Genomic DNA, 12622 nt, shown 5'->3' with positions numbered 1-12622 from the left:
GCGGAAGCCCGGCCTCAACAGGCCTCCTTGACTGCCGCCGTTCCTTGACGCCTTTACCTGGTCCCGTTGGCGACAGCTTCCCTCACCGCGAGTTCTGCCATGGCGAAAGCGGCCTCGCGGGTTCTGGCAGCGGCGATGAACCGGCCATTATGACAGAAGCTGGCGCCTTCGACGCCGCAGACCGCCTCGAGATCACCGTCGGTCAGGCCGGCCCAGGCCGCCGGCAGATCGGCGCGCACCTCGAAACCTTCATCCGCACGGCGGATGGTGGTGAGGCACCAATCCTTGTCGCGCGGGTGAACGACGAACAACAGATGATCGGCGCCGGCCTTGATGATCGCCGGACGGAATGGCATTCCCACCGGCAATTCCAGAATGCGTCCTTCGCCCGTATCCACGATCGCCTGGTGGACGAGCGCCTCGGCCCGCAGTTTGGCAGCGCTCTGGGCAATCCGTGCCTCGACGAAACTGCGGGCAATGGCAAGTGCCGCGTGAAAGCTGTGGTTTTCTGCCTCCGGGTCCTTTTCGTCGAACACGGGTTTTAAGGTTTCCAGGAGAGAGGGCAGAGTGAGTCCAACCAGCGGCCCTGCAATCGAGGGGCTGAGCGCACCATTGTCCATCAGATCGATCGGAAGCACGAAGCTCCCATCGAAAGAGGCGTGCAATGCCTCGATATGAGCCCCGGGAAGGCCCAGGGCTGCAAGGTAATCACGGCCATAGTGTTTCCAGACCAATCCGAACGAGCTGTAAGGCTGGCCATCGTCGCGCAGCGGCGCGCCGCGCTGGTGGTGATCGAAGAGCTGCGCCGCAGCGTCATAGGCGCCGCCGACATCGTAGATGACGCGGTCGGCACCGGGCGTGATCCATTCGGGCGCCCGGCTGCGAACGATCTGAGCCTTTGGGAAAAGCCGGGTCAGGACGACGCTCGACAGCAATTCGTCGGCATGGAAGCCCCCCGAATGGGTGACGAGAAAATCTGGGGTCATGCCGGGATGCGCCTTGTGGTTCGCGGAAGGTCGGTTTGCAGTCAGCACCTGATAACCATTGCCGGACGCCTGCTCAACCCGTCATTCAACGGTTTGAACACGGAGATAGTGGCTATATGAGCATTTCAGGAGATTGCGAGGATCTCCAGCTCCTGATCGCCGACGCTAACGATATCTCCGACGGCCTTGCCCATAAGCAGCCTTGCGACCGGTGAAACGAAAGAAATCGATCCGGTCTTGGGGTCCGCTTCATCCTCTCCGACGATCCGATAGGTCTGGACGCGCCCATCGTCGCGGCTGAAGGTCACCGTGCTGCCAAAGGCGACATTCTCGAACGACGTCGGATCCGGAACCAACTGGGCCGTCTGAACTCTCGCTGCAAAATAGCGGGCATCGCGCAGTGGATTTGCCTGCTGCCGCCGCCGTTCATTGACGTCCTCGATCGCGCTCACCGCGCGATAGGCCTCGCGCGCCTGCGCAAGCTGCAATTCCAAGGCCTTCAGCCCCGCTTGCGTCACGAGGTTCGGATGCGGCGAAATCGGACGATCCGGCAGCAGGGTTTCCGAAGCGGTTTCGGAACTTTCTTCCTTGGTGAAGGCAACACTCAATCTCAAACTCCGTCTGGTACAGCACCCGCAGCGCATGGAGCGTCTGGCCCGCCGTTTGTCGAACCCATGCATACGACAACAACGGACGAACCGCCAATCTCGATCCATCCGTGGATCCCGCACGCGGCGACCTGCGCTTCGCTGCTCGAAGACCAAACAGCAGGCCAATTCCCAAGCGGTGGAACTATCAGAACTGCCAGTGGAGGGTCCAGATCTTTCCGCCTATCGATTGCTCATGAAGCCCTCGACCGATCATAGACCACCGCGCAAACAGCGCGAACTCAGCAGGATCCTGGACATCCTGCATGAGGAATTCGAGGATGCGCTGAAACAGGGCACGGCCGACAGGCTGGGCTCTTTTGTCGGAGTGTTGGAAGGTTGGGCGACATTGATGATGGGACGGCGACGTTCCATCCCTTTTCCGGGGTCAATTACTCCTGCAAACGCACGATCCCTACCAGTTGGTAACAGAACCATCGCGCCGTTTCAGGTGCGGAGCCTCCCAGAACTCGAAGCTCTGGCTTGCGATCATGTCCTCGTTGACTTCGACGCCGAGGCCTGGCGCGTCCGAGACCGGATAATAGGCGCCCTCCAGCCGTGGCTGGACGGGGAAGAAATCGGAATTGTCGAAACCGAGATGGCTTTCCGCCGGGCTCGCACGGGTCTCCAGCCAGGAAAAGTTGGCAACCGCTGCCGAGAAATGGACAGTCGCCGCGGTGCAGACAGGACCGAGCGGATTGTGCGGCATCATGTCGACGTAATGGGTCTCGCTCCAGGCGGCGACCTTCATCGATTCCGTGAGGCCGCCGACATTGCAGACGTCGAGGCGGTTGAACTGGTGGATGTCGCGTTCGATGTAGGGCTGGAACTGCCATTTCGAGGAAAATTCTTCACCGATCGCAAACGGGATGTCGGTCATCCGGCGCAGCGCCTCGTAAGCGCCCGGCGACTCGTCGCGGATCGGCTCTTCGAGGAAATCGAGCGTGCCCTTCGGCATCTTCTGGCAGAAGCTTGCTGCCTCCGCGACCGAGAGTCGGTGGTGATAGTCGATACCGAGCACGACGTCGTCGCCGAGCGCCTCGCGGGCCTTGACGCACCATTTGGCCGTCGTGGCGATATGTTCTCGCGGTTCGTAGACGTCCTTGTGTTCGTGGCCCGACGGCGACAGGCGCATGGCCGTCCAGCCGTGCTCGACCAGCATCTGAGCCTGTTCGATCATCGCCGGACCGGGTTCCGCGAACGTCGTCGCGAAGGTCGGGATACGGTCGCGCTGCTTGCCGCCGAGCAGTTCGTAGACCGGCACGCCGAGCGCCTTGCCCTTGATGTCGTAAAGCGCGATGTCGATCGCCGAGATTGCCGCCTGCAGCACGCGACCGCCTTCGAAATACTGGCTGCGGTACATTTCCTGCCACAACGCGCCGATCTTGAACGGATCACGACCGCGCAGGAACTCGGCATAGTGCTCGAGCGCGCCGACCACGGCCTTTTCGCGGCCGGAAAGCCCGCTTTCGCCCCAACCGAAAATCCCCTGGTCGGTCTCGACCTTCACCAGAAGCTGGTTGCGGATGCCGACCTTGACGGCATAACTCTTGATTGCTGTGATCTTCATCGTCTTCTCCGGGATTACCAGTGCCACAAGGTGCCGTCTTCGAGACGGTTCACCGGCAGGTAGGCGCGCTGGTATGGATATTTTTCCGCAAGCTTCTCATCGATATCGACCCCATGGCCGATCGCCTCGCCCGGATGCAGGTAACCGTTCTTGAGGCTCCAGGCGCTCGGGAAGACGTCGAGGATTTCCGGCAGGTAGCCGGAATATTCCTGAATGCCGAAATTCGGAACCCAGAGATCAAGATGCAGGTTGGCGCCGAGGCAGATCGGTGACATGTCCATCGCGCCATGGCAGGCGGTCCGGACGTTGTAGACGCTCGCGAAATCCATGATCCGCCGCTGCGCGGTGATACCGCCGGCATGCACGGTCGTGGTGCGAATATAGTCGATGAGCTGCTCTTCCATCAAAAGCCGCGCATCCCAGATCGTGTTGAATACCTCGCCGACGGCAAGCGGCGTGGTGGTGTGCTTGCGGATCAGCCGGAAACCTTCCTGGTGCTCGGCGGCGACCGTATCCTCCAGCCAGAACAGCCGGGCGAATTCCAGGTCCTTGCCGAGCCGGGCCGCTTCGATCGGGGTCAGACGATGATGGCTGTCATGCAAGAGCTCGATATCCCAGCCATGCGCCTCGCGAACCGCCTTGAACAGCTCGGGAATGTAGCGGAGATATTTGGACGTCGACCAGGTTTCCTCATGCGGAAACGCATCGTCGGCTGCGTTGTTGGTGACGGATTTCCTGCCCGTGCCGTAGACATCCGCCAGGCCAGGAATGCCGACCTGGACGCGGATCGCCTTGTAACCCTGCTCGATGCGCTTGCCGACGGCCTCGACGGCTTCGGCGATATCGGTGCCCTGCGCGTGGGTATAGCAGAGTACCTTCTCGCGGCTCGCCCCCCCGAGAAGTTGGTAGAGCGGCATGTTGGCGGATTTGGCCTTGATGTCCCAGAGCGCGGTATCGATGCCGGCGATCGCCGCCATGGTCACCGGGCCTCTGCGCCAGTAGGCGCCTTTGTAGAAATACTGCCAGATATCCTCGATGCGGCTCGGATCGCGGCCGATCAGGAGCGGGGATAAATGCTCCTCCAGATAGGCGACGACCGCCTTTTCGCGTCCGTTCAACGTTGCGTCACCAACCCCGGTGAGACCTTCGTCGGTGAAGATCTTGACGGTCACGAAGTTGCGGCCCGGCGAGCAGACAATGATTTTGACATCGGTAATTTTCATCGATTTATCCGTTAGCTGAAACTGTGCCCGAGGGCTTGGCTGTGGGGTCGTAGCGGAACCGCTTGTGGATGCGCCGCTCGCGCGGATCAGGATGGGGAATGGCCGAGAGCAACGCGCGGGTGTAGTCGTGCTGCGGATGGTTGACGACCTGGTCGGTATCGCCGGTCTCGACGATCCTGCCGCGATACATGACCGCGACGCGGTCGCACATGTAGCGGATCACCGACATGTCGTGGGAAATGAAGACGTAGGAAAGGCCGAGCTCGTCCTGCAGCTTCATCATCAGGTCGAGCATCTGCGAGCGCAGCGACACGTCGAGCGCCGAAGTTGCCTCGTCGGCAATGATCAGGCGCGGCTTGACGGCAATCGCCCGGGCGATGCCGATACGCTGGCGCTGGCCGCCGGAAAAGGCATGCGGATAACGCTCCCGCCAGGCGGGATCGAGACCGACCTGCCGCATCAGTTCGGCAACCCGGTCTTGCCTCTCGCCGCCGTTGATGCCGGCAAGCTTCAGCGGTTCGGCGATGATCTGGCCGACATTCTTGCGGGGGCTTAGCGAGCCCACCGGGTCCTGAAAGATCATCCGCACCTCGCGGCGGATATCTTTCAGCTCCGCCTTGCTGGCGGTGCGGATATCGACCGTGTGACCGTCCGGGCGGCGGAAATCGATGGCGCCGGCCTGCGGATCGTAGATGCGCAGCAGGCAGCGGCCCATGGTCGTCTTGCCGGAACCGCTCTCGCCAACAATGCCGAGCGTCTCGCCCGGCCGCACGGCCAGAGATACGTCGTCGACCGCCTTCAAACCAGAGGGGAAGGTCAGCGACAGGTTCTTCACATCGAGAAGCGGCGCTGCTTCGGGCGGGATGGCGGCACGTGTGAGGCGGACCTCCGCCTTCTTCTCCAGCTTGACGACGGAGCCGATCAGCCGGCGGGTATAGTCGTTCTGCGGAGCATGAAAAATCTGCTCCACCGGGCCGCGTTCCATCACCTTGCCGCGATACATGACCAGCACCTCGTCAGCGATTTCGGCGACCACGCCCATGTCGTGGGTGATGAACAGCACCGCCATGCCGTGGCTCTGCTGCAGCTTCTTGATCAGGTCGAGGATTTCGGCCTGGGTGGTCACGTCGAGGGCGGTGGTCGGCTCGTCGGCGATCAGGACCTGCGGGTTGCAGGCGAGCGCCATTGCGATCATCACCCGCTGACGCATGCCGCCGGAAAATTCGAACGTGTAGCGGTCGATCGCGGTTTCCGGACGCGGTATTTCCACCTGACGCAGCAGTTCGAGGACCCGTTCGCGCTGCTCGTTGCCGCGGATGCCGAAATGGATGCGCAGCGCCTCGCCGATCTGGGTGCCGATGCGGTGGACCGGCGAGAGCGAACTCATCGGCTCCTGGAAGATCATGGCAATCTCCTTGCCACGCACCGAACGGATATCCTTGCCGCGCGCATCGAGCCTGGCGAGATCGGTCACCGAACCGTCGGCGCGGGTGAGCAGAATCGAGCCGCCTTCGATGCGGCCGGGCCGATCGACGATCTGCAGGATCGAGCGCGCTGTCACCGACTTGCCGGACCCGCTCTCGCCGACGACGCAGAGCGTCCTGCCGCGCTTCAACTCGAACGAGACGCCATCGACCGCCTTGAAGATGCCGGTGCGCATCGGGAAGAAAGTCTTGAGGTCTGCGACCTTAAGGATCGTATCCTGTGACGTATTGGGGCTCATGTTCATGATACGGACTCATAGGGATCTGCGGCATCGCGCAGACCATCGCCGAGGAAGTTGAGGGACAGGACCGAGATGACGATCGCGGCGGCCGGTGTAAACAGCAGCCAGGGCGCCTGGGCGACGGCGCGGATGTTTTGCGCCTCCTGCAGCAGCACGCCCCAGGAGATGATCGGCGGCTGCAGTCCGATGCCGAGGAACGAGAGCGCCGTCTCGGCCAGGATCATCGACGGGATCGCCAGCGTCAGCGTCGCGATGATGTGGCTCATGAACGACGGAACCAGATGATTGAAGATGATGCCGATCTCGCTCATGCCGTCGAGACGGGCGGCGATGACGAAATCCTCGCCGCGCAGCGACAGGAATTTGCCACGCACCTCGCGGGCAAGGCTTGTCCAGCCGATCAGCGAGACGATCAGGGTAATGACGAAATAGGTCCTGAGCGGTGGCCAGCCGACGGGGATTGCGGCGGCCAGTCCCATCCATAGCGGGATGGTCGGGATCGAGCGCAGAAGTTCGATGAAACGCTGGATGGCGAGATCCGCCCAACCGCCGAAGAAGCCGGAAATACCGCCGATCGTCACCCCGAGAATGAGGCTCATGCACACGCCGACAAGTCCGATCGACAGTGAGATCTGCGCGCCGTGTACGACACGGCTAAAAATGTCGCGGCCGAGCCGGTCGGCGCCGAAGATGTAGAGGCTGTCGCCGACCTGCGGGGCCACCAGACCAAACAACTTGGTCTGCATCGGGATGAAGCCGAGCAATTCATAAGGTTGAGCCGCCTCAACGAAGAAGCCGACCTTGATCGGCTTGGCCGGATCGGCCACGAACTCGCGGCGCATGGACTCCGTGTTCAGCGTCATCTTCAGCTGCTTCACATTCGGCTGGAACGAGCCGTCGTGAAACAGCGACAGGCCCTGTGGCGGCGCGTAGGTGAAGCGTGCATTCGTCGCGTTCGGATCGAAGGGAGCGATGAAATCCGCAAAGGCCGCCACGAGATACATGATGACGATCACGACGAGGCTCGCGAGCGCGATCCTGTGCTTCTTGAACTTGAGCCAGAACAGGCGCCACTGACCGGCGACGGCGATGTCCTTGCCGGTGAGGTCGAACGATGGGCCGGTTTCCGGCGGGAGGCTGGTGATATCTGTCATTGGAAACGGATCCGCGGGTCGGTAAGAGCAAGCAGGATGTCCGAAATCAGCGTCCCGATGATGGTGAGCACCGAGATCAGCAGGATGAGCGAGCCGGCGAGATACATGTCCTGGGCGAGCAGCGCGCGCAGCAGCAGCGGGCCGGTGGTCGGCAGGCTCATGACGACCGAGACGATGATCTCGCCGGAAATGACCGCCGGCAGGATCCAGCCGAGCGTCGAGATCAGCGGGTTGAGCGCCAGTCGCACCGGGTAGCGGATCAGCAGTTCCAGCTCGGACATGCCTTTGGCGCGCGCCGTCGTGACATAGGGCTTGGACAGTTCGTCGAGCAGGTTGGAGCGCATGATGCGCACCAATGCTGCCAGCGAACCGAGGCCGATGACGACGACCGGCAGCCAGACATGCCGGGCGAAATCGACGAGTTTTCCAAAACTCCAGCCGGCATCCACATAGTCCGGCGAAAACAGCCCCCCGACGCTCTGCCCGAACCAGGCGGACATGACGTACATGGCCGACAGCGCCATCAGGAAGTCTGGCACGGCGAGGAAGAAGAAGGCGAGGAAGGTCGCCGTGTAATCGGAGATCGAATATTGCCTGACCGCCGACAGGATGCCGATCGGGATGGCGATCGCCCAGACGAAGCAGAGGGTCAGCAGCGACAGCAGCATCGAGAAGCCGAGGCGGTTCCAGATCAGTTCCGTTACCGGCTTGCCGAGCTCGAACGAGATGCCGAAATCGCCGGCGGTCAGAATGCCCCAGATCCATTTGTAATATTGGAAATAGATGGGTTGATCGAGGCCGTAGCGTTCGCGCATGGCGGCGACCGTGCCGGATTCCACCGCGCCGCCCTGGCTTGCCCAGTCGGCCATCAGCGTCGTCAGATAGTCGCCCGGCGGCAGCTGGATGATGATGAAGGCGATGATGGAGACGGCAAACAGTGTCGGGATCGCGAACACCAGCCGCTTGAGAATGTAACGGAGCATGGAACTGACCGTTCGAATTGGATCGAAGGACGCCGGCGGCAGCGCTTATGCTGCCACCGGCCTCGGGAGGAGCCTGATGGCCCTTACTTGGTCGGCTTGTCGAAATACCACTGGGTCAGCGTTGGCGCCGGGTGCCAGAGGTTGCCGGTGATCGGAATGCCGTTGACGACATTCTTGAGGTTGTTCGACGTCATCATGTACTTCGGCATGGGGCGCGAGATGCCGATATTGAGGAAGTTGTCGGCGGACAGATTGAGGAAATCCTTCATCTTCTGGCGACGGTCGTCATCGGTGACGGCGGCGTTGACCTTGTCATAAGCGGCCATCAGCGCTTTGATGTTTTCCGGCGGCTCCTCGCCGGTCGCATGGTTCGAATACCATTCGCTCCACTTCATCGCGAAAAAGATGTCGGCCTTCTGGAAGGGCATGTAGCAGCGCGGATCGGTATAGACTTCTGAGAGCCCGCCGACGCAGTTCCAGATATAGGCGTCCTGCTCGTTGGCCGCCCACATGGTGTTGAGACGGGCGCGGTCGGTGGTGCGCAGCTGGATGTCGACGCCGACCTCCTTGGCGTATTTCTGCACCATCTGCATGACGTCCGGATAGGACAGGCCGAAAACATCGGCGACCATGAAATTGATGGTGAAGCGCTTGCCGGTCTCGTCGAGACGATACCCTTCCGCATCCTTCTTCGGCAGGATCTTGTCGAGGATTGCGGCCGAAGACTTTGGGTCGAACTCGGTATACTGCTTCGCCTCGCGCTCGTTGAAGAGCTCGTGCTCTGGCTGAACGGCAACCTGCGCCGGAGCCCCCTGCCCGACATAAACGAGATCGATGATCTCCTGTCGGTTGATGGCGTGGCTGAGAGCGACACGGAAATCCTTGTTCTGGAAGATCTTGCGCTTCACCGGATCGGTGGAGTTCAGGTTGAGCAGGATAACTGCGTCATTGGCCGGCAGGTCCTTGACGTCGACGAACTTGTAGTTGCCCGTCTTCTGGCCGTCGAAGAGCACCGACTTGAAGGTCGAGTTGTTGATGTGGCGGAAGGCGAAATCGAACTCGCCCGAGGTCATCTTCAGCGCCATCAGCTGCGGATCGTCGAGCTTTGCCCAGGTGATGCCGTCGATATAGGGAAGCTGGTTGCCGGCAGTATCGACCTTCCAGTAATAGGGATTGCGGGTCGCAACGACGCGTTCGCTGTCGGCATAGGGAACCGTCAGGATCCACGGGTTCAGCGTCGGGAGAGCCAGGTTCTGCCAGAACGGCGGCTGGAAGCTCAGCGAGACCTTGGAGTTGAACAACGCCACCCAGTCGCCGGCAGCCGGATTGGCCTTCAAGAGCGCCGGGATGCCGTCCTTGTTGTACTTCTCGTGGAACTGCTTGAGGTAATGTTTCGGATAGATCACCGGCAGGTGGCCCTGGCCGTAGGCGAGCTGTTGGATGAACAGGCCGTAGGGCGACTCGAACTTGAATTCGACGGTGAGGTCGTCGATTCTGGTGACCTTGACCGGCTTGCCGGCGACCGTGAAGGTCGGGTTCTTGGCCGGCGACAGTGCCGGGTTCATGAACACGTCTTCGTACCAGAACATGATGTCGTCGGCGTTGAACGGCTGGCCGTCGCTCCACTTCAGGCCTTTGCGGAGCTTGAACGTGTAGGTGGTCGCGTCGTCGGATGCCTTGAACTCCTCGGCCAGCGACGGCATGACCTTCTGCCACCTCGGATCCCAGCGGACAAGCAGTTCGTTGGCGATGGTGCGGGTCAGATTGTACTGGTCACCATTGGCCAGAATCGTGGTGCGCAGCGTGCCGCCATACTTGCCGACGCCGTCGATCATGGTTTCCACGTAAGGATGTTCCGGCAGGCGCTCGGCGACAGTGGGCAGCTTGCCGGCCTTCACCTGTTCGTCGAGCATCGGCGCCTGCTTGTAATCGGCCGCCCAGGCCGGGAGCGTCGCTCCCCAGAGCACGGTCGTCAGCAACCCCGTCGACACGACGAGGCCACGCAGCTTCTGCTGGTAACCCATATCCTCTCCTCCTCTTAACCGGCTGTCTGAGCCGGATTCCTCCCGAACGAGCGCCATCTCGACATTCGTGTTGGACGAATGCTTTCAGATTGTACATTATTTGTCAATCTGAGTGTACGAAATTTGATGTTTGGCTCTTGGAAGACAGGGAGAAGTGCATTAAAAGCAAGCCTATGAGCACGATTACCGGCATTCGACAGGCTGCTTCCGACCGCGACGATCTGGCGGAGGACGGCGGTTCGTCGATCTACGAGAGACTGCGGGACGACATCATTCACGGGCGCGTCAAGGCGAACGAACGCCTGAAGGTGGCCGAGCTGGCGAGCCGCATGGGCACCTCCACCAATCCGGTGCGCGAGGCGCTGCAGCAGCTGCGCGGCGAAGGTTTCGTGATCATGACGCCCAACCGTGGTGCACGCGTCCGCCCCATCGACGAAGAATTCGTGCGCGATATCTGCGAGATCGAGGTGCTGATCGAGCCGGCGCTGACCCGCTGGTTCGTCGGCATCGTCACCAAAGGTGAGATTGAAGAGCTGGAGCGAGTTCAGGCAGAGATCGAGAGTCTGAATTTCGAAAACGAGATGCGGCACTCGCAACTTGATTTACAGTTTCATCGGCTGATGTACGACCGACATTACAACCGCCATGCGGTCGACCTTTGGGTTCGACACCGACAGATTCTGGGAGCGATCAGCCGCCAGTTCACGACGTCCGTCAAACGCCAAAAGGACGTGATCCAGGAGCACAAGGACCTGCTCGGCTGCCTACAACAGCATGACCCCGACGCAGCCGCCGCCGCCATTGCCAGACATGTTTCGGGATCCGGCGCACATATCATTGAACATATGCGCGCCCGACGCTATCGGGCGCACGGAGCAGATGAGAAGTGAAGTGCAACGGGGCCGCAACGGGTGTTTCGCCGTAAAGTGAGGGGCGGCGGAAGCACCAACGAGGCTCCCGGGCGGCCGCGCGGTGAGGCCCGCGCATGCCGACACCAAGTGGACGGGGGCGGCCTCTTTCCTTGCAATGTCGGACCCTTCATCACCCTTGCATCGACAGAGCGATGGGAGCCGACCATATGAACCCGCTGCTCAACTCAAGCAGACATCGACGCGAGGCCTCTTGAGCGGACCAGACCGGTTGGGGCTTCTGATATTCCGCTCAGGTCGAGGGGTCGTCATAGCTCGCATTCCGTTTCGTCGTATCGAGACGGCGACATTTATGTAGCTTCTGTCCTCCCGCCGTTGTTACCGCGGCCTGATTTCGATGCCCGCCGCGGATCCCGTTGCTGGAGGTGTCGTATGACCGGTGTGTTTCAGTCACGCCTTGTCCCACGGAGCTTTGATCGACATGGTGCGTTTCAAACGTTCATTGATCTGCGCCGGCGCATCAAGGCGAGCAAGGAACTCGGCATAGACTTCGGGACTTACCGTGAAGATAGTACGGTCGAGCAGCACTTCTTCAGCGCGCCGTTCGGACGCCTCCAACATGAAATCCGTACTCGTCTTGCCTAATAATTCGGCTGCGCGGTCAATCAAATTGCGGGTCGCAGGCTTAAACCGCATGTTCAGTGGAACGCTTGCGTCCACGCTTTTGCTGATGTGTGACCTCGGCATGGCAGGACTCCTATGAACCAACAACATAGAGCGTAACGACATCATCATTACAAGAACGGTAACGATGATGTCGTTACAAAAATTTGACGAAGATGTGTCGCAGGCAGCCTTTCGCCTCGAACCGCCACGAATGGATCCTCGATAACAAGCGTTATCGATGGGCAGCCAGCTTAATGCAAATCACTGCCGCCTCCGCTCGATCTTGTGGTTCTGGAACTTCCAACGATTCTCGTTTGTCGTTCCGGGCGAGACCCCGATGGCAATAGGGCTCTACTACGGGGCTCACCGCAAACCAACGTCCCAGACTGTTTAGTCATGTCTTCGAGAAGGCCATAAACTGATCGGTCATTGGACGGGCAGTGGTTGATTTGAGCGAGAGGTATGACCAATCACCAAGTACCTAAAGCACTCGCACAACACCGCTATGAGCGTCGTTTTCTCCTCGGTGAAGGTCGCGGACGGACCGCCGGCGAAAGTATGAAAGAGTAATCGTGAATGTCGTTTCAGCCGCCATTTCGACAGGAATTCTACCTTCAAAACTGCACGGCAACGCTATCGACGTTGTAGACATCGTCCAGTTCAAGAGATTCGGAAATCTCATCCGGCAATCCGGAAAACAGGACGATGTCTGACGTCGGGCGCCCGTAAAAGCTCGCAACAGACCTGAATGCAGTTTTAAATGTCCGAAACGGC

Annotated in this window: 10 protein-coding genes and 1 pseudogene; 2 read left to right on the top strand and 9 right to left on the bottom strand. The window is 60.5% G+C overall.

What is annotated here, in order from left to right:
• Positions 1 to 53: 53 nt before the first annotated feature.
• Together C5L10_RS31335 and greA are read right to left on the bottom strand one after the other, a co-directional pair.
• Positions 54 to 986, bottom strand: coding sequence for an MYG1 family protein (locus C5L10_RS31335; RefSeq protein WP_105432911.1), 933 nt, complete (start codon positions 984 to 986; stop codon positions 54 to 56).
• Between the two features lie 125 nt (positions 987 to 1111).
• Positions 1112 to 1594 carry a transcription elongation factor GreA gene (gene greA / locus C5L10_RS31330; protein WP_105432886.1) on the bottom strand — a complete coding sequence of 161 codons (483 nt, stop codon included), beginning with the start codon at positions 1592 to 1594 and terminating at the stop codon, positions 1112 to 1114.
• Between the two features lie 235 nt (positions 1595 to 1829).
• Between greA and C5L10_RS34620 the strand changes: the two are divergent.
• Positions 1830 to 1940 (top strand): annotated as a pseudogene (locus C5L10_RS34620) (nucleotidyltransferase); the annotation flags it as partial.
• A 108-nt stretch (positions 1941 to 2048) separates the two neighbouring features.
• Here the strand turns inward: C5L10_RS34620 and C5L10_RS31320 are convergent.
• From C5L10_RS31320 to C5L10_RS31295, 6 genes are all read right to left on the bottom strand, one after another.
• Complete coding sequence (locus C5L10_RS31320) at positions 2049 to 3203, bottom strand: mandelate racemase/muconate lactonizing enzyme family protein (protein WP_105432885.1); 1155 nt, start codon at positions 3201 to 3203, stop codon at positions 2049 to 2051.
• A gap of 14 nt (positions 3204 to 3217) precedes the next feature.
• Complete coding sequence (manD, locus tag C5L10_RS31315; protein ID WP_105432884.1) at positions 3218 to 4426, bottom strand: D-mannonate dehydratase ManD; 1209 nt, start codon at positions 4424 to 4426, stop codon at positions 3218 to 3220.
• Positions 4427 to 4430: 4 nt separating this feature from the next.
• Positions 4431 to 6155: an ABC transporter ATP-binding protein gene (locus C5L10_RS31310; RefSeq protein ID WP_105432883.1), complete on the bottom strand. Its 1725-nt coding sequence runs from the start codon at positions 6153 to 6155 to the stop codon at positions 4431 to 4433.
• The gene (locus tag C5L10_RS31305; protein ID WP_105432882.1) at positions 6152 to 7306 is read right to left on the bottom strand and encodes an ABC transporter permease; all 1155 of its coding nucleotides are present in this window, start codon (positions 7304 to 7306) and stop codon (positions 6152 to 6154) included. The genes C5L10_RS31310 and C5L10_RS31305 overlap by 4 nt, the downstream gene beginning before the upstream one ends.
• Positions 7303 to 8289 carry an ABC transporter permease gene (locus tag C5L10_RS31300; RefSeq protein WP_105432881.1) on the bottom strand — a complete coding sequence of 329 codons (987 nt, stop codon included), beginning with the start codon at positions 8287 to 8289 and terminating at the stop codon, positions 7303 to 7305. The genes C5L10_RS31305 and C5L10_RS31300 overlap by 4 nt, the downstream gene beginning before the upstream one ends.
• Positions 8290 to 8372: 83 nt before the next feature.
• The gene (locus C5L10_RS31295; RefSeq protein ID WP_105432880.1) at positions 8373 to 10313 is read right to left on the bottom strand and encodes an ABC transporter substrate-binding protein; all 1941 of its coding nucleotides are present in this window, start codon (positions 10311 to 10313) and stop codon (positions 8373 to 8375) included.
• A 173-nt stretch (positions 10314 to 10486) separates the two neighbouring features.
• Between C5L10_RS31295 and C5L10_RS31290 the strand changes: the two genes are divergently transcribed.
• Entirely contained in the window at positions 10487 to 11203 is a 717-nt protein-coding gene (locus C5L10_RS31290) for a GntR family transcriptional regulator (RefSeq protein WP_105432879.1), read from the top strand.
• Between the two features lie 429 nt (positions 11204 to 11632).
• Here C5L10_RS31290 and C5L10_RS31285 read toward each other — a convergent pair whose 3' ends face one another.
• Complete coding sequence (locus C5L10_RS31285) at positions 11633 to 11929, bottom strand: DUF1778 domain-containing protein (RefSeq protein WP_105432878.1); 297 nt, start codon at positions 11927 to 11929, stop codon at positions 11633 to 11635.
• Positions 11930 to 12622 lie beyond the last annotated feature (693 nt).

It is taken from the genome of Neorhizobium sp. T6_25 (assembly GCF_002968555.1).
In the GTDB taxonomy this organism is placed as follows: Bacteria; Pseudomonadota; Alphaproteobacteria; order Rhizobiales; family Rhizobiaceae; genus Neorhizobium.
The sequence above is the reverse complement of the archived record's forward strand: the minus strand, read 5'-3'. Positions and strand labels throughout refer to the sequence as shown.

Bases quoted from the DNA above. Each gene is read 5' to 3' on its own strand.
- C5L10_RS31310 (WP_105432883.1), bottom strand. From the start codon at position 6,155: ATGAACATGAGCCCCAATACGTCACAGGATACGATCCTTAAGGTCGCA.
- C5L10_RS31305 (WP_105432882.1), bottom strand. From the start codon at position 7,306: ATGACAGATATCACCAGCCTCCCGCCGGAAACCGGCCCATCGTTCGAC.
- C5L10_RS31300 (WP_105432881.1), bottom strand. From the start codon at position 8,289: ATGCTCCGTTACATTCTCAAGCGGCTGGTGTTCGCGATCCCGACACTG.
- C5L10_RS31335 (WP_105432911.1), bottom strand. From the start codon at position 986: ATGACCCCAGATTTTCTCGTCACCCATTCGGGGGGCTTCCATGCCGAC.
- C5L10_RS31295 (WP_105432880.1), bottom strand. From the start codon at position 10,313: ATGGGTTACCAGCAGAAGCTGCGTGGCCTCGTCGTGTCGACGGGGTTG.
- C5L10_RS31320 (WP_105432885.1), bottom strand. From the start codon at position 3,203: ATGAAGATCACAGCAATCAAGAGTTATGCCGTCAAGGTCGGCATCCGC.
- manD (WP_105432884.1), bottom strand. From the start codon at position 4,426: ATGAAAATTACCGATGTCAAAATCATTGTCTGCTCGCCGGGCCGCAAC.
- C5L10_RS31285 (WP_105432878.1), bottom strand. From the start codon at position 11,929: ATGCCGAGGTCACACATCAGCAAAAGCGTGGACGCAAGCGTTCCACTG.
- C5L10_RS31290 (WP_105432879.1), top strand. From the start codon at position 10,487: ATGAGCACGATTACCGGCATTCGACAGGCTGCTTCCGACCGCGACGAT.